Source organism: Pontixanthobacter luteolus (assembly GCF_947494915.1).
GTDB classification, from domain to species: Bacteria; Pseudomonadota; Alphaproteobacteria; order Sphingomonadales; family Sphingomonadaceae; genus Pontixanthobacter; species Pontixanthobacter luteolus.
In genome coordinates this window covers 233,943-253,569 of sequence record NZ_CANLWR010000002.1, presented here as the reverse complement: position 1 = coordinate 253,569, position 19,627 = coordinate 233,943, and the positions used below count along the sequence as shown (strand labels likewise).

The window sequence follows — 19,627 nt, the reverse complement described above, 5'->3', positions numbered from 1 at the left end:
TTTCGGCCATTTTGAGGCAAATAAGGCCAAAAAAAGGCAGGAAACGTGTGAATCCGCTTGCGCTGCCACATTTCGGCCTTTATTTAGCACTCACGAAGTCTGTCCTTGGGGGGAGATTTCGCGTGTGGCCCCATCGGGCCGTGCGATATTCACTCGCTGTTTTAAGGAATTTATACATGCGTAAGATCGTTCTTGCTGCCGCAGCTGCCGGCGCCGCCCTGACCCTCGCTGCTTGTTCGGAAGCAACCGAAGACGCTGCTTCGGAAACCGCTGATTCGATGGCTGCAGACGCTGAAGCTAACGCTGAAGCTGCTACCGACGCTGTTGCTGAAGCTGGCGCAGAAGTTGAAGCTGCTGCTGACGAAGCTGCTGCAGACGCTGAAGCTGCTATGCAGAACGAAACCGAAGAAGAAGCTCAGGCTGACTAATCTTCGGCTTTCAGCTGATAAAAGAAAGGGCGGTACCGGAAGGTGCCGCCCTTTTCTTATGTCTGGCTGACATCACCGGGGACCGTCACTGGCCCGGGGCGATGTCTATCGATGCGGGGGTGGGCGTCAAAGCTGTCTGAGCGGCGTCAGCCGCCGGTCTTGTATTCAGCGCTTACCCAGTTGCGGGCGCTCTGCGATGAAAACCCGTTATACAGAGCGCGGGCAATATTCGCGATCCGCTCGTCACGTTTGCGGCGGGCTTCGCGCTTGTTCATCGCTTCGTGATCGCTCGACAGGCTTTGACCGGTCACATAGATCGCGATTGCGATTGCACGGCCATCGGGCGTTTCAAATATCCCGATGTCGCTTGCCATCCGGTTCAAGGTGCCGGTTTTGTGCGCGACATTGGCGCTCATGGGCAGTGCTGAACGTATCCGGCGCTTGCCCGTCGTCGTGTTCTCCATCGCGCCGATCAGAACGTCACGGCTGGAGCGGCTGAGCCATTTGCCCTGATACAAACCTGCCAGCAGCTTTGCCATGGCATTGGGGGTTGCGCTGTCGCGGTTATCGATCCGCGTTGCGGGGTCGACCTCGCCATCATCCCTGACCAGCGTCGCAATATCCCGGGACAGTTCAAAATCATCAATGCCGGCACGGCGCATCCAGGCGTTGACCGCCTGCGGCCCGCCGACCACGCGCAGCAGCGCATCGGTTGATGCATTGCTGCTCTTGCTGATCATCAGGTTCAGCAGTTGTTCGGCTGGCAAATAGGTGCCTTCGCGTACCGGGGCGCGGGGTGAGGAATATTTGCCCGACTTGACCGGGATCAGAAGCGGAAATTCGCTCGTCAGGCTCCAGCGGCCCTGATCAACACCGGCAAGAAACGTTGCTGCAATCGCAACCTTGCTGGTGCTGGCCATCGGGAAGCGCTGATCCCCCAGGACCGATACCTGATAGCCGGTAGTAAGATCGATTGCGGAAACCCCGATCCGGCCCTGATCGCCATCGGCAACTTTTGCGAGCTGCCGTTCAAAGCTGGATTCGTACACAGCGTCAAAAGTCTGCGGCGCTCGCAGTTCGGTTCCGAAGGTTCGGTCGAAAGCAGACTCGAAATTGGCCGTTTGAGCCTGCGCTGATGCCAGTGCTGTCAGCCCGAGGGCTGCTGCAAAACCAAACCGTCCAAAAATGCCGAGTCCTGATCGCATGTATATCTAGCTACCCTTAGTATGCTTTTCATATCCTTAACGGCTGAAGATTCCGCTAGGCAAGCAAGATAGCGATGAAAAGTGTCGCTGTAGCGACCAAAACTAACGCAATCGGGTTATCTTTCGAAATCAGGAGCTGGAAATGGCGGCTGCGATCTTCTCGCCTGTTTCGCCCGTCATGGTTTTCGCGATTTCACCGCTCAGGCGCTTTTCCAGTTCGGAATGATAATGGCGGCGCATTTCGCCCAGTGTTTTGGGGTCCGCAATGACGACCAGATCGTCAATCTCGCCGCTGATAGCCTGCTTGTTGAGCCATTCTGATGCAGCAGCCGCATGGGCAAGTTCGTCAAGCTGGGTGCTTCCGGTGCGCTGCCCGGCGTCATCCTGATGCTTCACGCCCGCGCTGAAATTGGAAGCGGTCAGGTCTGGCTGCGCCACTGTCTTGAGCTTCGGTTCGAAGATTTGTCCTTCGTTCTGCATGATGACGAAGTTCTCTCCATCGACGACGGCGACGTGTGCTTTGTGGGCCAGTTTCATAAGCTCTCCTGATTGGTTTGTTATTGTCTCAACGTCTGACTTCGGGAATCGTTGCGGTTGTCTGATCGCATCAGTCCTGCAAGGTTAGCCAAGTGAACGATAAAACAATCTCGCAAGAAGAGCTCAAAGCCGGGATCGAGCGGGCATTGGCCCGGACCGGGCGCGGTCAATCGGACAATCTGAAGCGCCTGACGGGCGGCGCCACCATGGAGAGTTGGCGGTTCGAGGCCGAGGGTGAGGCATTTGTCCTGCGCCGCGCGCCAAGCCTGGCTTTCATGGATGGGCGGCCGTTCGGCCATGAATGCGAAGCGGCGATCATCCGCAGCGCTCACGCCGCCGGTGTAACTGCACCCGAAGTGCTGACAGTGCTGGAGGCTGCGGACGGCATAGGCAGCGGCTTCATCATGCGCGCGCTGCCCGGGACACCCGACCCGCGCGCAATTCTTGCGATGGAGCAGCCCGACCGCATTCTGGGCGAAGTCGCCCGCGATCTGGCGCGGATCCACTCGATCGGCCGGGCGGATCTGCCAGCGGACGTGCCTGTCATGGATTATGCGGAGGGCGTAGAGAGTCTGCGCCTGCAATTCGAGGAAGCGGGCGGAGACCGTCCGATCATCGCACTGGGGCTGCGCTGGCTGGCGGACAATGTGCCCGCAGCGATAGAGCCGGTGCTCAACCACGGCGATTACCGGCTGGGAAATATCCTGTGCGAAGACAGCCACCTGACCGGCGTGCTGGACTGGGAACTGGCGCATTTCGGTGACCCGCATGAAGACCTTGCGTTCGGCTGCATGCCGGTGTGGCGCTTCGCCCGGTACGACCGGCCCGCGCTGGGGCTGGGGAGCCTGGAGGATTATTTCGCGGCCTATGAGGTGGAAAGCGGCCGCAAGGTCGACCCGGCGCGCTTCCGCTTCTGGTCGGTATATCGCACGGTTTGGTGGGCGCTCGGCTGTATCCGTATGGCCGACTTCTGGCGCCGGGGCGAAGACCGGATGCTAGAACGCGTGGTGATCTCGCGCCGGACCAGCGAGCAGGAACTCGACCTGCTCATGCTGCTGGAAGAAGATGCGCCGGAGGAAGAGCGCGCCAAGCCGGTGCGCTTCGAGCCAAGCGAATTTCATCACGGCAAGGGCGAGGCGACACTTTCCGAGTTGCTGCAAGCGATCAACGAATGGCTGGGGTCGATGAAGGGCAAGGTCGAGGGGCACGACAAGTTCCAGCTCGCCGTCGCCCGCAATGCACTGGGCATGGCGATCCGTGAGGAGGCAGAGCTGCCCGGCCACTTCGAATCGAAATCCGTTGCCCGCGAAATCACAAGCGGTGAGCGCAGCTTGCAGACACCGGGGATGCTTGGCTGGCTGCGCCACAGTGCGCTGGAAAAGCTCAGCGTCGATGTACCGAAATACCCCGCGCTCGCTGCTGCGCGGAAGAAATGGACCGGAGAGGAATAGCAATGGATTTTACCATCCCGCAGGAACTGGAAGATTATTACGCCGAGCTGGAGAAATTCATCGATGCGGAGATCGAACCGCTGGTGGCCGCAGACGACAATATCCGTTTCTTCGACCATCGCCGTGAGAATGCACGGACCGATTGGGAACGCGAAGGTCTGCCCAACCATGAATGGGAGGAACTGCTCCGCGCTGCGCGCAAGGCCGCCGACAAGGCAGGGCACTGGCGCTTTTCCGCACCGAAGGAATATGGCGGCAAGGATGGTTCGAACCTGTGGATGGCGGTGATCCGCGACCGGTTCGCTGCGCGCGGGCTGGGGCTGCACAATGATTTGCAGAACGAACACAGCCTCGTCGGCAATTTCCCGTTCGTCGCCATGTTCGAGCATTTCGGGACGGAGGAACAGAAGCAGGAATTCATCCTCGGCGGGTTCGAAGGGACGCGGCGGGTCGCCTTTGGCCTGACGGAGGCCAATCACGGCAGCGATGCGACGCACATGGAAACCCGTGCGGTGCGCGAAACGCGTGACGGCGTCGATGGCTGGCTGATCAATGGCGAGAAGATGTGGATCACCGGGATGCATGTCGCCACGCATTGCGCGGTGTTCGCCCGCACCAGCGGCGACAATGGCGATGCGCGCGGCATCACCTGTTTCCTCGTGCCGAACCCGACAGAGGGGCTGAAGATCGAGGAATGGATGTGGACCTTCAACATGCCGACCGACCATCCGCGCCTCAGCCTGACCGACATCTGGGTGCCCGACAGCGTGATGCTGGGCGAGGAGGGCAAGGGCCTCGCCCTGGCGCAGAGCTTCGTTCACCAGAACCGCATTCGCCAAGCTGCTTCATCGCTCGGCGCGGCGAGTTTCTGTGTCGAGGAAAGCGTGCGCTATGCCCGCGAACGCAAGCCTTTCGGACAGGAACTGGCGCGCAATCAGGCGATCCAGTTCCCCCTGGTCGAACTGGCCACGCAGTGCGAAATGCTGCGGATGCTGATCTACAAGACCGCATGGGAAATGGACAATATGCCGCACAAGGAGATCGAGCGGACGATCTCCGACAAGGTCAGCATGTGCAATTACTGGGCGAACCGCCTGGTATGCGAGGCCGCTGACCGTGCGATGCAGGTGCATGGCGGTATCGGTTACTCGCGACACAAGCCGTTCGAACACATCTATCGCCACCACCGGCGTTACCGCATCACAGAGGGCGCGGAAGAAATCCAGATGCGCAAGATCGGTGCGTATCTGTTCGGCTATCTCGGCCCGAAAAAGGGCAAATATAATTGAGGTCTACGGCGACTGCTGCAGCCTTCGTGCTGTTGGGAGGCTGCCATTCGCAGCCGGAGCACTCGCAGTTGCCATCGAACTTCATGTTTGAGCTTCCCAAAGTGTGTGATCTGTCTGCAGTCCATGAAGGTCTGCGCAATCAATCGATAGACCGTGAGCGCCCGCCGGCCTGCGCTCTCCCGACGGCAGAAACGATCGCGCAAGCCTGTGCTATTCATGACCAGGTTCGCGATCCATCCTACAACCCAACCTATGACGAACTCGGCTATATCCGCAGTGCGCCACCGCTGCCCGAGTACCTGGTGAGTGACCTGCAATGCCGTTTCACCAGTGCGGAGGAGAACGAAGCGAATTGCAGCTTCGGCCTCGCACTGCCGGGGGAGGAGAGAGGTGCGCGGCAAGTCGAAGCCCGCTTCGAGAACCGGTACTGGCAGCTCGACACGATTATCTCGCATTCGCGCGGCGTTCATTGGTTTCTCCGGGACGACTGCACCCCTGATCCTGACGGCGATGTGTAGGAGCAAGGCGGCAGATGTCACCCGGTTTCGTTTCGCGAGACCCTGTGTTTTCCGGCCTTTTGCAAGCCCATCAGAGTGACACACTTTCGCGCGATCTGAATTTTAGTGATGTTCAGCAGGCCCGCGATGGGAAAGAGCAGGACGAAGCCGATGGACTGCAGATTGTGTAGGAAAACGTTTTGTGCGCCGGACAATCAGTCGATCGACATCCAGGCAAAGGCCGAGGCGACAGGGGGTTTTTTGCTTTCGATTAGCGATTGAGCCGCTAGACATGACAAGATGAGCAAATGGACTATCGGCATCATCGGAGGCAGCGGCCTCTACCAGATCGACGCGCTGGAAGACGCGCAGTGGATCAGAGTCAATTCGCCTTTTGGCGAAGCGTCTGACGAGATCCTGTGCGGCCGGATCGGTGATGTGCAGGTCCGGTTCCTGCCGCGCCATGGCCGCGGCCACGTGATCCCGCCCAGCGAGGTTAACGCCCGCGCCAATATCGACGCGCTGAAACGCGCCGGCTGCACCGATATACTGGCAATCTCGTCGGTCGGTTCGCTGCAGGAAGAACTGGACCCGGGGCAATTCGTGGTCGTCGACCAGTTCATCGACCGGACTAAAGGCCGCCCCGGCAGTTTCTTCGGCACCGGCATGGTCGCACATGTCAGCATGGCGGAACCTGTGTGCGAACGGATCAGCGCCTTCGCCGCAGCGGCGGTGGACCGTGCGGGCGGGGCTGTCGCGCATGGCGGCACCTATCTGGCGATGGAAGGCCCGCAATTCTCGACCCGCGCCGAAAGCCACCTCTACCGCCAGTGGGGCGCCGACGTAATCGGTATGACCGCCATGCCCGAGGCGAAACTGTGCCGCGAGGCGGAGATGCCCTATGCACTGGTCGGCATGGTCACCGACTATGATTGCTGGCGCGAAAACGCCGCTTTCGTGGAGGTCAGCGAAGTGATCGCGCAGATGAACAAGAACGGCGATCTGGCGCGCAAAACGGTTGAACAATTCATCGCCGCACTGCCCGAAACGCGCGAAGCCTCGCCGCTCGACACGGTGCTCGACCATGCGATGATCACCGCTCCCGATGCACGCGATCCCGCGATGCTGGCAAAGCTGGATGCGGTGGCGGGGCGGGTGCTTTAGGGCTGGCGGGGAAGGTCTGCTGGCGATGCGATTGCGGTCATATGGGAAGAATGGCAAACCCGCTTACATGGGTATCGATGCAGATATTCTTTCTCAATTTCCGCTCGCGAATGTGGTCAAAGTCACATTCTATAAGCGCGACGAAGTTACGACTGACCTAATTTGCTGCGAAGTCGTGGTTGGCGATCGGGTCTGGACGTTTCATGAGGAACTTAAGGGCTGGGATTTGCTGATCGACTATCTTCAAGGACTGCCTAGCTTCCAGGCTGACTGGTTTGCGGCGGTCTCCCAGCCGCCGTTTGCTGAAAGCGAAACCATCGCATTCAGTCGTTTGTGAGAGCGTTTGCCTTGCAAACCAAAAGCAGAATTCTCAAGCCGAACAGCTCGCCCCGCCCAGCACGCAGAATCGTGCGCAATGCGGGTGGTTGAGCGCGACCTCGCTGCTTGCCTCGGCCAGCGTCTCGCCCATGTCGAAACCCTTGTCGTAGGGGATCAGGGTGCAGGCGGCCACGCGGGGGGCGGGCTCGCCCTTGCGGTGGACGACCATGCGGCTGGTGGCGCACATGATATCCGCCGGTGATTTGCCGAGGATGCCCCAGCAGTCGGTGGTGATTTCGGCGATGTCCTTCGTCTCGTCCATCTCGGGGAACAGCACCAGACGCATGGGGTCGTGTGCGTCCACGCGGATGTTCTCGGCGGCGAACAGGCGGGCATAGCCTTCGCGGGCATCGCCCATGCCCTCGCCGGGCAGCAGCCGGCCCGCAACTGCGATGCTGAAACCATTTTCCGACAGCCATTTCAGGCCCGCGAGGCCCGGTTCCCAGCTGCGCGGGCCGCGTTCGCCCTCGTGTCCGGATTGCGTGTGATGATCCAGGCTTACGCGGATCGTCAGCCTGTCGCCGTAACGTTCGCGAAGATCCAGCAGAGCCGCTTCATGCCGGCGCATCGGTTTCATCGCATTGCTCAGCACCAGTGCCTCGAAACCCCGTGCCAGCGTGTCTTCCAGCATGGGCAGGAACTGCGGGTTCATGAACGGCTCGCCGCCGGTGAAACCGATTTCGCGCGTGCCCATATCCTGCGCTTCATCGAGGAAGCGCGAAACATCTTCCGCGCCGATATAAATCAGCGCGTCATTGGTCGGGCTGCTTTCGATATAGCAGGTCGCGCAGGCCAGATTGCACAGCGTGCCGGTGTTGAACCACAGCGTTTCGAGCGTTTTCAGCGGCACCGACGCGCGCCGCTCCCCCTTGGCGGTCCATTGCGGGTCGGAGAATTTCTCGCTCGGCAGCGCCTCTGCTTCAACCCGGAATGGAGACGGGCCTTGCGGCGCGTTGCGAGACTGCGTGCGCGATTGGGCGCGCGTTTGCGTGCGTGTCTCGGTCAATTGAACATCCGGCGCATTTTCGCGACGAAGGCCGCGTATTTCTTGGGCAGGCTGCCGAACACGGTCGGTTCCCATGCGGCGAAGGCTGCGGCCTTGGAAATCTCGCTGCGGGTGGGATAGCTGATGATCGCGCTGCCCAGTGCAAACGTGCTGCTTTTGCCGGTGATCGTCTGCGTGAAGGGCAGCAGCAATTCACCGGCATTCTTGCCGACGATGCTGGCGCCGAGCACTTTCTTGCCTTTCAGCACGACTTTCAGATGCCCTTTCGTCGCGTCTTCGGCGATGGCGCGTTCGTTGTCGGCAAAGGCTTCCTTCACCACGGTGATCTTGTCGCCGAACTGTTTGCGGGCGTCGCTTTCGGTCATGCCGATTTGGGCGACCTCCGGCTCGGTATAGGTGCACCACGGCAGTGCCTTCCAGTCGACCTTGGTCGGCAGGCCGGTGACGATTTCCAGCGCCACGTTCGACCCTTCATAGCCCGAAACATGGGTAAGGCGCGGCCCGTCGCGGCAATCGCCAATGGCATAAATGCCTTTGACCGAAGTGCGGCGGCGGTCATCGACCTTGATCCCGTTTTTCGCCAGTTCCATGCCCAGCGCTTCCAGTCCGTAGCCTGAAACGCGCGCCTTGCGGCCAACCGCGATCAGCAGATGCGTGCCCGTAATTGTCTCGTCGCTGTCGGTGCTGACGGTGATGTTCCCCGCAGTGCCGCTGACCCTCTGCGCCTTGCCCTTCACGAAAAGGACGCCTTCATCCGTCATGGTATCAATTACCACCTGGACCGATTCCCTGTCGTCGCGGCCCATTGGCGCGCCCGGTTCGATCACGGTAACTTCGCTGCCCAGCCTGCGGAAACTTTGCGCCATTTCCATGCCGATCACTCCGCCGCCGATTATGACCAGGTGGCCCGGCTGCTCGGTCAGGTCGAACAGGTTTTCATTGGTCAGATAGGGTGTGCTATCCAGCCCCTCTATCGGCGGTACGAACGGTTCGGACCCGGTGGCGATAACAATGCGCGGGGCGGTTAGCGTGCGCCCGCCAACCTCGACAGATTGCCTGCCGGTGATCATCGCCCGGCCCAGGATTACCTCGCAGCCCATTTCCTCGAACGTTTCTTTTGAATCGTGCGGTTCGATATGCGCGATCGCATCATGGATGTGCTTGTGCACCCCGGCCCAGTGGACGGTCGGGGCGGCCAGCTGCACGCCGTAACGTTTTTCCTCCCGCGCTTCCTGCGCGCGCTTCGCTGCGGTGATCAGCGCCTTGCTGGGCACGCAGCCATTGTTGAGGCATTCGCCGCCCATCTTGTTGCCTTCGATCAAGGCGACCTTCAGTCCGAACAGCGCACATCCGCCAGCCGCGGTAAGGCCGGCGGCACCGCCGCCGATTACGATCACATCATGGGTAAATTTCATTGTGCCCTCTCCGTAACCAACTATGGCCTGCAAACGAAACCTTTTGTGTCGGCGGCCGCATTGGTAGTGGCCTGCACTTCGTGGTCCGGAGAAACTTGGTTACATGAATATCGAAAACAGCCGTGATTATTACGGCAAGGTGCTTGGCGGGTCGGACGATCTCAAAACCGATGCCTGCTGCACCACCGAAGCACCGCCGCCAGCCGTCATGGACGCGATGCGCAATGTGCATGATGAAGTGCGCGCGCGGTATTACGGGTGCGGCTTGGTCAGCCCGCAGGCCATCGGCGGGGCGCATATCCTCGACCTTGGCTCGGGCAGCGGACAGGATGCCTACATCCTCGCGCAGATTGTCGGCGAACAGGGTACGGTAACCGGCGTCGACACCACGCCAGAGCAACTGGCCGTGGCCAACGAACATCTCGAATGGCACCGGGCCCGGTTCGGGTACCAGAAATCCAACGTGATGTTCGTGGAAGGCGATATCGAGAAGCTCGACGAACTGGGCCTGCCGGAAAACCATTATGACGTGATCGTGTCGAACTGCGTGATCAATCTGGTGGCTGACAAACAGGCTGTATTCTCTGCCGCCTACCGCCTGCTGAAACCGGGCGGTGAGCTGTATTTTTCAGACGTGTATTCGGATCGCCGGGTGCCGCCTGACCTGCAGAACGATCCCGTGCTGCACGGCGAATGCCTGTCCGGCGCGCTGTATTGGGGCGATTTCATCGACCACGCCAAGAAAGCCGGTTTCCTCGATCCGCGGCTGGTGTTCAGCAGGCCGCTGGCCATCGGGGATGCCGAAGTTGCGGCGAAACTGAACGGTATCGAATTCCATTCCGCGACCTTCCGGCTGTTCAAACTGCCCGAACTTGAAATGCAGTGCGAGGATTACGGCCAGGCGGTAATCTACAAAGGCACGGTCAAGGGGCAGGAACGCATTTTCGAGCTGGACGATCATCACCATATCGAAGCCGGGCGGATTTTCCCGATCTGCGGCAACAGCTGGAAAATGCTCGCCGATACGCGTTTTGCAGACCACTTCACCTTCATCGGCGATTTCAGCAAGCATTACGGGGTATTCCCCGATTGCGGAGTCGCCATGCCGTTCACCGACGCTGGTGATGCCGGTTCTGCAGCCCCGGCAGCCTGCTGTTGAAAATTTTCCTGACCGGAGCCGCCGGCCTGATCGGCGGCGAAGTTGCTGCGCGCCTGTTGGCCCAAGGTCACAGCGTGACCGCAATGGTGCACAGCAACCGCGACATTCGCGCCAATGACGGCAGTGAAGTTCAGCCTGATGAGGTCGTCACAGGCGATGTGTCAAAGCCTCTGTTCGGCTGGGACAAGAGCGAGTGGGACCGGCTGACGGGCGGCCACGATCTGCTGATCCACTGCGCGGCCACGGTCAGGTTCGATCTGGATGAAGAAACATACCGTGCCGTGAACACCGGCGGCGCTGCCAATGCGCTGGAATTTGCCCGATCGGGCGAAATGCCGATCCTGCACGTCAGCACAGCCTATGTCTGCGGCACGCGCGATGGCCGCATTCTGGAAGAAGACCGTGTGCCCGATCGCGGGTTCGCCAATGGATACGAGGCAAGCAAGGCCTCTGCCGAGAAACTGGTCCGCGCCAGCGGTGTGCCGTTCGCGATTGCCCGGCCCAGCATCGTAGTGGGTGAAAGCGGCACAGGACGCATTCGGCAATTCGACACCACCTATGCGGCCTTCAAACTGATCGCGGAAGGGCGCGTGCGTCACATGCCTGCACGCAGCGGCGCAACGCTCGATTTCGTGCCGCTCGATCATGTCGCGGCGGGCATAACCGCACTGGCCGGCAATATGCGCCGGGCGCAGGGCGGGGCCTATCACCTGGTGTCTGGCACGCCGATCCCGGTGCAGGCTTTTACCGACGGGATCGCGGCTTTCCCTCAGTTTCACCGGCCCCAATTGGTCGAACCGGACAATTTCGACCCGTCAGTTCTGCCGCCGCTCGAACGGCGCCTCTACAAGCGGGTGGCGGGTCTCTACGCCAGCTATTTTCAGCGCAATCCGCAATTCGATGACCGCGCCGCGCAGGAAATGACCGGTCTGGTTTGTCCTGCGACCGGGCCGGAATATCTGCATCAGCTGATTCAATATTGCGTGGATGTGGGGTTTCTTGCCGGGGCAGAAATCGCTGCCGAATAACACCTAGCGGATATCGGGGTAATCTTTCGCCATGCGCGAGCGTGCACCAACGGCCCACAGGATGCCGACCTTGAAATAAATCCAGTTGGCTTTCAGCGGGCCCCATGCCGCGATCCGCCGGTCAGATGTCTGGACCCAGCGTCGCACCATCCTGATCTTCCCGAGGCGGGCGAATTTCACGCACAAATCCGCCTCTTCCATCACTGCATCGCTGGGGGTGCAGCCACCGATTTCCAGAAACTGGCGGCGGCGAAAAAACATCGCGTGATCCCCGAACAGCAGCCGGACACCGCGGATAAACAGGTGCGGCCGGGTGATCAGCGGCGCGTACCATGTCTTGATCCAGTTGTGGAACGTGGTGACCCAGCGGGTCTTGTCAGGCCCCTTGATTAGCGGGGTAAAGCTGGCGAGAGCGATCCTGCGATCGGCCATGGTGTCGCGGATCACCTGCACCATGTCGCCAGGTGGGGCGGTGTCGGCGTGCAGGATGCAGACAAGTTCTGCCTGCACCGCGGCAACCCCTGCATTTATCTGGACCGCCCGCCCGGTCGCGGTTTCCAGCACACGAAAACCCGCCTCGCGGATCAGGTCGCAGCTGGCATCGGTGCTGCCGCCATCGACAAACAGAACTTCCGCAGGCGCGGGGTTCAGGCCGCGCAGAACATCGAACATGTCCGGGAGGGCCTGCTGCTCGTTCAGCACTGGAAGCACGATGCCAACTTGCTGGTCTGCTGCTGTCACGGCAGGAAATCCGGCCAGTTTTCAAGATCGGCTGCAGTATCGATGTCGCTCAGCTCGGGCAGAACGGCGGGCCTGATCCCCTGCTTTACAAAGCGGCTGACCGTATCGGCAAAGACACTTTGCGTGCTCCAAGCCATGTCGGTGAAGGCGAACTCTGCAGGTTCATTGTAGCCGAGCAGGTAATATCCGCCGTCGCTGGCCGGGCCGATTACCATGTCTTCGCTTTGCAAGGTGTCGCGGGCGGCCTGCAACACGGCGGGGGTGAGGCCGGGGCAGTCGCTGCCAATCAGGATCGCAGGCGCGGGCACGCGGGCCAATTTGTCGGTCAGGTCACCGCCCCCTTGATCGACCACGCGCAAATCTTCGCCCAGGCCGCGCTTGAACTGATCGATCGGAGCGCCGGTGACGCGCAGTTCGAACGGAACGCCGCTCGCCCTTGCGACTTCCACTGTATGCGCCAGCAGTTTGGTATAGATTGCCGCAGCACCAGCCGCTCCGAACCCGGGGATCAGGCGGGTTTTGGCCTTGCCCGGTTCAGGCCAGCGGCAGAAAATTCGGATTAGCGGCATCGCTTCGGGGTTAAGCATGACCCATTCTCTAACTGCTCGACTGCGGGCGCGCCATAAGGCAATGTGGGACCATGAAATCTGGTAAGCTAGCGATTATGGTTGCTGCAGGCGCAGTAGTTGGCGGAATTTTGCTGGCAGAGCGCAAGCGTCCGCTACGGCATCAGGACAAGCCGGCCATTCCGCGGAACCTGCGCAACGCAGCGCTGGGTGCCGGGTGCGCGGTGATCGTGGCTGCAGTTGAGGAACCGCTGACCCAAGCCATCGCGCGCGGCAATCTGGCCGGGAAGCGCGGTTTCGCGCAGAAGCTGCCGCGCCCCTTGCGCCTTATCGGCGGGATCGCAGCGATGGATTACGGATTTTACTGGTGGCACGTCGCCACCCACAAGGTTCCGTTCCTGTGGCGCTTTCACAGGGTGCATCATATCGATCCGGACATGGACGCGAGCACGGCGGTCCGCTTTCACCCGCTTGATATGCTGGTTTCGCTTCCGTGGCGGCTGGTTCAGGTGCGGCTATCGGGCGCAACCCCCAAATCACTGCGCTGGTGGCGCAATTTCTTCAACTTTTCGATTCTGTTCCATCATTCGAACATGAAACTGCCCGGCCGTACGGACGAGACGCTGGCAAAGGTGCTGACCACACCGGAAATGCACGGCATCCACCATTCCAGCATCAAGGCAGAGCGGGACAGCAATTACACCAGCGGGCTCAGTTTCTGGGACAGGCTGCACGGGACCTATCGCAGCTCGCCGCCGCAGGACGAGATCGATATCGGTGTGTACGAACAGTTTTCAGGTAACGATGTCCCGATTGATCAGTCGCTTGGGGCACCGTTTCGCGAGGTACCGCGCCAGCGCTGATCTCTAAGCGCCAACTGCATTCTTCACATCGCCGACAAAGCTGGAGCGCCTTATCGCGTGGTATAGCATCCGGGTTGCAATTCTGCCGGGCAGCTTCATGTCCCGCTGGACCTGCAACAGCAACATGACGCGGGGTTCATCCGACATGTTCCAAACCTCATGCGGATAGGTTTCATCGAACACAAACCATTCGCCTTCGCGCCATTGATGCGTTGTGCCATCGACAGCGATTTCGCAGCGTTTCCCATCTTTCGGCAACATCAGGGGCAAGTGGCAATTGAGCCATGATTTGGTCAATCCACGGTGCCGGGGAACATGCGTCCCCGGTTCCATGATCGATAGGAATGCGACAACGACGCCGGGGACCCGGCTGATCGCGTCGGCAATCAGCGGGCAGCGCGCCTGATTGCCTGCAGCGTGATACCCGTATCCCTGGAAAAAGAAGCTCTTCCATGCTGGCGAGGACGCAATGCGCCTATGGTCTGGCGAAATCTTGCCGAGCGGGGGGATTATCTCTCTTTCACGCATCAGCGGGATGATCTCATCCCGCATCGCGCTCCATTCCCTGGCAACTTCGTTTAATCCGGGGATCAGCCGGGCGTCGATCACCGGGGTGTCGCCAATCAAGGATTGTCCCGCCAGAAACCGGTTCACCGGATCGCGAAGCCGTTTTCCGATCCTGACCAGCGGCTTTTGCCTAGGGCGAACGTAATGCTCCGCATGTTGCGGATCGGGCGCGACCCCCCTCTGGCGAGGCGGCTGGTACATGCCGCAATGCTATCAGGCTTGCAGGCGCCAGCCTTGGAAAAACGCGACGCCGCCAGCGATTGCCTAAGCGAGCGCGTTGGCAGCTGCGACTGCGATTTGTTCGAGTGTGTAGGGTTTGACTACCAGCGGTATCGCCGAAAATTCCGGCGGTACGACATCGTCGCCGCCATAACCCGAAGCGAAAAAGAATGGCACATTCGTTTTCGTGAGCTGTTCGGCAATGGGCAGGCTGGTTTCCTGCCCAAGGTTGAAGTCAAGCATGGCCACATCGATTTTCTCGGATCGCATCATTTCGGCGGCCCGGTCAATGCTCGCGGCCAGCAGTACATTGTCTGCCCCCAGCTCGCGCAATTTGTCTTCCGCATCGAGTGCGATGATCATGCTATCTTCGACCAGCAGGACAGTCTTGCCCTTGAGCACATCTGCCGAGCCTGATGCGGGAGATTGCGGCATTGCAGCGCTGGCAACCGGTTCCTGCGCGACAATATGCCTTTCGGGAATGCAGAATTGTGCCTGCAAGCCGGAGGGCTTGTAATTGACATCGGCCTCTCCGCCCAGCTCGTGCGGGATGGAGCTTGATATCACGGTAGTTCCGAACCCCTTGCGCGATGGAGGTTCGACCATCGGGCCGCCGGCTTCCTTCCATGTGAAGTGCAAATGCCCGTCAGCGTCCACCGACCAATCGATATTGACCGATCCGCTGTCGCTCAGTGCGCCGTACTTGGCCGCATTGGTAGCCATTTCATGGATAACCAGCGCAACGATAGGCACGGCCTGTGGCTTGATCGAAACTGCCGGACCCGACAGCCGAACGCGGTCGCTACCCTTGGATAGATAGGCCGAAAATTCGACTTTCAGAATCTCTTTGAAGCTTGCGGGGACCCAGTTTTCTGCAGTCAGCAGGTCGTGCGCGTTGGCCAAAGCCTTGACCCTGCTTTCCAGTGTATCGACCACTTCGTCGATGGTCCCGCCTTCGCGCTTCGTTTGCGCCATAAGCGCCCGGATGAGCGCAAGGATATTGCGGACCCGGTGATTGAGTTCCGCGATCAGCAATTGCTGTTGCTCGGCCGCACGCTTGCGGTCTTCGTTCGCTTCTTCACTAAGATGCAGAACCACTTCGAGCAGCGTTGTACGCAGCGATTCAGCTGTGCGGACGTCAGATGGAGAGAACGGTTCCGAAGTTCCGCGGACCAGTTCGGACCATTCCTCGAAGCTCTTGCGCGGGGTCAGGCGAGGGCCGTCCTCGCCTTGTTCGACAGATTTGGCCTGATCGCCGGCCCAGCGCACGGAACGCAGTTTTTCCTCGCGGAACAGGATCAGATAATCGCGTGGGCGTCGTGAAATGGGGATCGACAGCATCCCGCCGAGTGGCGAGTTGGAACTGGCGAGCTCGGGCGAGAATTCAGCAATCCGGCTGGTGTGCTGGATCGTCTGGGCATCGCGGCGGTTCAGTGCATCGACCAGTTTCATGAACTGCGCCTTGGTCGGGGCCAGCCCGCTAAGCGCGGTCGTGCCTTCAACATGGACGCCTACGCCATCGCATTCGATAGCCCGGGGCAACAGTTCGCTCAGCCAGTCGGCATCTGCGAGCCGATCCTTGTCCTGCGCTGCTGCACTCATTAGCCGGTTCGACACATGGCGCGCCCTGCGTTCACTTTCCGAGATCTGCTCGCGAAGCTTGCTTTCGATCTGAAGCGAGAAAATCTGCCCGAACAGTTCTGCCGCGCTGCGTTCGGCAAAGCTGGGAAGCCTCGGGCTGTCATGGTGGCACACGATCATGCCCCATAATTTGCCATCGACCACGATTGAGACAGACAGCGACGCACCAACCCCCATGTTGCGCAAATATTCAAGGTGGATCGGCGACACTGCCCTGAACAAAGCGAGCGACAGGTCGAGCGGTTTTCCTTCGCCCGTGGGTTCGATAGGCACAGCTTCGCCCTGCACATCGGCGATGATCCGGAAGGTGTTTCGCAGATAGAGAGCGCGTGCCTGCTGCGGAATGTCGGTGGCGGGAAAATTGAGCCCGATATAACTATCGATGTCCGGTGCAAGCGATTGCGAGACCACTTCGCCGCTGCCGTCTTCTGCGAAGCGGTACATCATTACGCGGTCGTAACTCATCAGCGAACGAAATTGGCGCGCGCCCTCTTTCAGCAGTGCCGAAACATCCTTGCAACTGCCGAGCCGGGTGAGCGAACTGCGCACCAGAGATGACACTTCGACCTGATCACCCTGCGCCGGTTCGCACTCGACGATCACTGCGTTGTCGGAAAAATGCACGGCGATGTCGTAGGGGTTGCCCCCGTCCACCAGCGGCACGTCGAACATCCGTTCAACCGCGTCTTTTGAACGGAGCAGAGCAATGCGCGAACGAATTTTGTCGATTGCCGATTTCTGGAGGAGACCGCTCAGCGGTTTTCCTGGCAGGTCAGCGGCTGCGACCCCAAGATGATCCAGCGTATTGGCTGCGCGCTGGACAATCCAGTCTGCGCTGGTGGCGATCAGGAATCCGATTGGCTGAATGCCGCCCGGGGTGTGGATCGGTTCACGATCGCAATTTGTAAGTCCGATCTTCTCGTCGGCGGGTAAAAGATTATTCATTCAGAAGATTCCGACTTGTGAGCAAGAGTTTGAAATGTCCGGAAAGCAGACTTGGCGCCCGTCAGCGCCCGGTCCAGCCATGCGGTTGGATGCTGCTGTGCCTGTTCGTCCAGCGCATCGCAGAAAGCGCGCCAGTTTCTGCCTGTTTCCGGAGTTGACGCAAGATAGGAACGCGGCGAGCCTGTGGGTATGCGCTGACAAAGTATCTGGCCGCCCAAGCGTGACCCTTCCAGCACATATTGGACCCCCCATGCGGCGGCATCATCATACTGTCTATCAGCGCTGCAAGGCGAGACATGGGTTTCGCCTGACAAGGTGAGCAAATCGTCTGCGGCCATCGGCAGGCGCGGCTTCCACTCGCTCCATCCGGCATGTTGAAGCCCTGGTTCAAGCTCGGCCAGGGCGGCGCGGTGGACCGTCAGGAAGGCTGTGTAATCGGCGGGGTTGGCCAGATCGAACTTCTCAAATGCCAGTTCGGTCAGTTCATGTTCGGCCGAAGTTGCTTCGCGCAAGGCAAAGCGGGCCGACAGAGATTTCTCTCCGTCAACCTTTGGTCCACCATCAACCTCAGCTAGCAACCCGATACGCACAAATCCTCGACCCTGTCAGAACACTACGCTCCAGATCAGTATTAGTGCCTGAAATATTGCTGTTTAATGGACGCGGGCTGATGGATTCAGGTTTAGCCCGCCTGCATTTTCGCAACCCATTGGTCGACCCGCTTTTCCAGCAGGTCCAGCGGCACCGGGCCGCCGCCCAAAACCGTATCGTGGAAACCGCGAATGTCGAATTTGTCGCCCAGCGCCTGTTCCGCCTCTGCGCGAAGTTCCTGGATCTTGATCATGCCGATCTTATAGGCGGTCGCCTGTCCGGGCATGACGATATAGCGGCGCACTTCGGATTTCACCGCCGCTTCCGGGATGGGCGAATTGGCCAGGAAATAATCGACCGACTGCTGTTCGCTCCAACCTTTGGAGTGGATGCCGGTGTCCACCACCAGCCTGATCGCGCGCCACATTTCCGTCGTCAGGCGGCCAAAGTCAGAATACGGGTCCTTATAGGCGCCCATCTCCTTGGCCAGTTTCTCCGAATAGAGACCCCAGCCCTCTCCGAAGGCCGGAATATACCCGCCCTGCGCACGGAATTTCGGCACGCCAGTCAGTTCCTGTGCGATTGAAAGCTGCATGTGATGTCCGGGATTGCCTTCGTGATAGGCGATCACTTCGAGGCTGGGGATCGACATGGCGCGCATATCTGAAAGGTGCGCGTAATAAATGCCGGGGCGCGAGCCATCTGGTGTGCCCGGGCGGTAATGCTGGGCGGCACCATCCTGTTCGCGGAACGGCTCCACACGCCGGACCTCAAGCGGTGCCTTAGGCAGAATGCCGAAATAATCGGGCAGCCGCGTCTTGATGAAGGCAAGGTGTTCCTCAGCAGCGTCGATGTAATCCTGCGCGCCTTTGTCATCGTCGGAGAAATAGAACTGGTCGTCTTCCCGCATGAATGTGAAGAATGCCTGCAAGTCCCCATCGAAGCCGACCGCGTTCTTGATCGTTTCCATTTCGCCGCGAATGCGGGCTACTTCCGACAGGCCGATCTCGTGAATCTCGTCTGCAGTCAGCGATGTCGTGGTCATCTGGTTCAGGCGGAAATTGTAGAATTCCGCGCCGTCTGCCAGTTCGCTTACGCCTTTCGCTTCTGCATCGGCGTTCTCTTTGTCTTCGGTGAACCAGTCGATCACCCGCTGATAGGCAGGCTGCAAGTCCTGCGTCAGTGCAGTGCGGGCCTGTTCACGCAGTTCGTCCGCGCGGGTTTCGGTGATGGTACCGTCCTCGACCAGCTTGGCGAGGTGGCCTTCGCTGGCAGTCCAGAGCGCGGATGCCTCGCCATCGCCAAACGGCGCGCCGCTGGTGATCTTGCGGGATTCGGCAATCACCGCGTCGTAGGAGAATTGCGGTGGGCGCGTGCCTGCTGCGGCATTGCTTTGCGCCCTGACCAGCAATTGGTCGATCGCTGTGCCGATACCGGAAATCCGGGAAATGAACGCGGTCATGTCGGCTTCGCTATCGACCCGGTGCTGGCTGATCAGGAAGCTGGGCAGGGCGGAATGCGCGCCGTTCATCTGGTGGAGAATGTAGGCCTGATTGCGGAAATCTGCCGCCTGCTCGACCTGATCCTTGCGGAATTGCCACATATCCCACGAAAGCTTCGCGTCATCGGACAGTTCGTCGTAATCGAAATTCGCTTCCATTTCGGCGGTGGTGTCTTGCCACCAATCGAGCTGCCGCTGTTCCGCCTCGACGCTCAGATCGTCGATCTTGTCATAGTCGGTTTTCAGCCCAAGCGATGTCTGGCGCAGCGGGCTGAAGGCAAGTTCTTCCTCGAATTTAGTGTCGAACCATAGGTTGATGCATTCCGTTTCGCTCGCGGCTGAACATTCGAATGGCGCGGGCGCAGCGTTCAGCTGCCCGCAGCTCACAACGGCGGTGGATGCCAGCAATACGGCTAGAATACGGGTCATCGGCTTG

Annotated in this window: 19 protein-coding genes; 9 read left to right on the top strand and 10 right to left on the bottom strand. The window is 59.9% G+C overall.

Annotation, left to right across the window (positions count from 1 at the left end; all coding sequences use genetic code 11):
- Positions 1–176 precede the first annotated feature (176 nt).
- Positions 177–428, top strand: coding sequence for a hypothetical protein (locus PO778_RS10060; protein WP_160731348.1), 252 nt, complete (start codon positions 177–179; stop codon positions 426–428).
- A gap of 146 nt (positions 429–574) precedes the next feature.
- On the opposite strand, the gene PO778_RS10055 is transcribed toward PO778_RS10060, so the two are convergent.
- Both PO778_RS10055 and PO778_RS10050 read right to left on the bottom strand, forming a co-directional pair.
- Entirely contained in the window at positions 575–1,633 is a 1,059-nt protein-coding gene (locus tag PO778_RS10055; protein ID WP_271439537.1) for a serine hydrolase, read from the bottom strand.
- Between the two features lie 129 nt (positions 1,634–1,762).
- Positions 1,763–2,170, bottom strand: coding sequence for a baeRF12 domain-containing protein (locus PO778_RS10050; protein ID WP_271439536.1), 408 nt, complete (start codon positions 2,168–2,170; stop codon positions 1,763–1,765).
- A 92-nt stretch (positions 2,171–2,262) separates the two neighbouring features.
- Here PO778_RS10050 and PO778_RS10045 point away from each other — a divergent pair, with 92 nt between their 5' ends.
- The 5 genes from PO778_RS10045 to PO778_RS10025 all read left to right on the top strand — a co-directional run bounded on the left by PO778_RS10045 (position 2,263) and on the right by PO778_RS10025 (position 6,908).
- The gene (locus PO778_RS10045) at positions 2,263–3,621 is read left to right on the top strand and encodes a phosphotransferase family protein (protein WP_271439535.1); all 1,359 of its coding nucleotides are present in this window, start codon (positions 2,263–2,265) and stop codon (positions 3,619–3,621) included.
- A gap of 2 nt (positions 3,622–3,623) precedes the next feature.
- A complete protein-coding gene (locus tag PO778_RS10040) occupies positions 3,624–4,910 on the top strand; it encodes an acyl-CoA dehydrogenase family protein (RefSeq protein WP_271439534.1) in 1,287 nt (428 codons plus the stop codon).
- 83 nt (positions 4,911–4,993) lie between these two features.
- Positions 4,994–5,428: a hypothetical protein gene (locus PO778_RS10035; RefSeq protein ID WP_271439533.1), complete on the top strand. Its 435-nt coding sequence runs from the start codon at positions 4,994–4,996 to the stop codon at positions 5,426–5,428.
- Positions 5,429–5,707: 279 nt separating this feature from the next.
- Positions 5,708–6,571, top strand: a complete 864-nt coding sequence (gene mtnP / locus PO778_RS10030) for an S-methyl-5'-thioadenosine phosphorylase (RefSeq protein ID WP_271439532.1) — start codon at positions 5,708–5,710, stop codon at positions 6,569–6,571.
- Between the two features lie 67 nt (positions 6,572–6,638).
- Positions 6,639–6,908, top strand: coding sequence for a hypothetical protein (locus tag PO778_RS10025; protein ID WP_160731354.1), 270 nt, complete (start codon positions 6,639–6,641; stop codon positions 6,906–6,908).
- 33 nt (positions 6,909–6,941) lie between these two features.
- Here PO778_RS10025 and PO778_RS10020 read toward each other — a convergent pair whose 3' ends face one another.
- Together PO778_RS10020 and PO778_RS10015 are read right to left on the bottom strand one after the other, a co-directional pair.
- Positions 6,942–7,955, bottom strand: a complete 1,014-nt coding sequence (locus tag PO778_RS10020) for a radical SAM protein (RefSeq protein WP_271439531.1) — start codon at positions 7,953–7,955, stop codon at positions 6,942–6,944.
- Positions 7,952–9,370: a dihydrolipoyl dehydrogenase family protein gene (locus tag PO778_RS10015; protein ID WP_271439530.1), complete on the bottom strand. Its 1,419-nt coding sequence runs from the start codon at positions 9,368–9,370 to the stop codon at positions 7,952–7,954. Before PO778_RS10015 ends, PO778_RS10020 begins: the two co-directional genes overlap by 4 nt.
- Positions 9,371–9,473: 103 nt before the next feature.
- Between PO778_RS10015 and PO778_RS10010 the strand changes: the two genes are divergently transcribed.
- Both PO778_RS10010 and PO778_RS10005 read left to right on the top strand, forming a co-directional pair.
- Positions 9,474–10,529, top strand: a complete 1,056-nt coding sequence (locus PO778_RS10010; protein ID WP_271439529.1) for a methyltransferase domain-containing protein — start codon at positions 9,474–9,476, stop codon at positions 10,527–10,529.
- Positions 10,526–11,557, top strand: a complete 1,032-nt coding sequence (locus PO778_RS10005; RefSeq protein WP_271439528.1) for an SDR family oxidoreductase — start codon at positions 10,526–10,528, stop codon at positions 11,555–11,557. Before PO778_RS10010 ends, PO778_RS10005 begins: the two co-directional genes overlap by 4 nt.
- A 3-nt stretch (positions 11,558–11,560) precedes the next feature.
- Here PO778_RS10005 and PO778_RS10000 read toward each other — a convergent pair whose 3' ends face one another.
- Positions 11,561–12,298, bottom strand: coding sequence for a glycosyltransferase (locus tag PO778_RS10000; protein ID WP_271439527.1), 738 nt, complete (start codon positions 12,296–12,298; stop codon positions 11,561–11,563).
- On the bottom strand, positions 12,295–12,885 hold the full coding sequence (locus PO778_RS09995; protein WP_160731358.1) for a TIGR04282 family arsenosugar biosynthesis glycosyltransferase: 591 nt from the start codon (positions 12,883–12,885) through the stop codon (positions 12,295–12,297). Before PO778_RS09995 ends, PO778_RS10000 begins: the two co-directional genes overlap by 4 nt.
- A 53-nt stretch (positions 12,886–12,938) precedes the next feature.
- On the opposite strand from PO778_RS09995, the gene PO778_RS09990 reads away from it, so the two are divergent.
- A complete protein-coding gene (locus PO778_RS09990) occupies positions 12,939–13,727 on the top strand; it encodes a sterol desaturase family protein (RefSeq protein ID WP_271439526.1) in 789 nt (262 codons plus the stop codon).
- 3 nt (positions 13,728–13,730) lie between these two features.
- Here PO778_RS09990 and PO778_RS09985 read toward each other — a convergent pair whose 3' ends face one another.
- From PO778_RS09985 to PO778_RS09970, 4 genes are all read right to left on the bottom strand, one after another.
- Entirely contained in the window at positions 13,731–14,495 is a 765-nt protein-coding gene (locus tag PO778_RS09985) for an aspartyl/asparaginyl beta-hydroxylase domain-containing protein (protein WP_271439525.1), read from the bottom strand.
- A 63-nt stretch (positions 14,496–14,558) separates the two neighbouring features.
- Positions 14,559–17,099, bottom strand: coding sequence for an HWE histidine kinase domain-containing protein (locus tag PO778_RS09980; protein WP_271439524.1), 2,541 nt, complete (start codon positions 17,097–17,099; stop codon positions 14,559–14,561).
- Positions 17,096–17,689, bottom strand: a complete 594-nt coding sequence (locus tag PO778_RS09975; protein ID WP_271439523.1) for a biliverdin-producing heme oxygenase — start codon at positions 17,687–17,689, stop codon at positions 17,096–17,098. The genes PO778_RS09980 and PO778_RS09975 overlap by 4 nt, the downstream gene beginning before the upstream one ends.
- 92 nt (positions 17,690–17,781) lie before the next feature.
- Entirely contained in the window at positions 17,782–19,620 is a 1,839-nt protein-coding gene (locus PO778_RS09970; protein WP_271439522.1) for a DUF885 domain-containing protein, read from the bottom strand.
- Positions 19,621–19,627 lie beyond the last annotated feature (7 nt).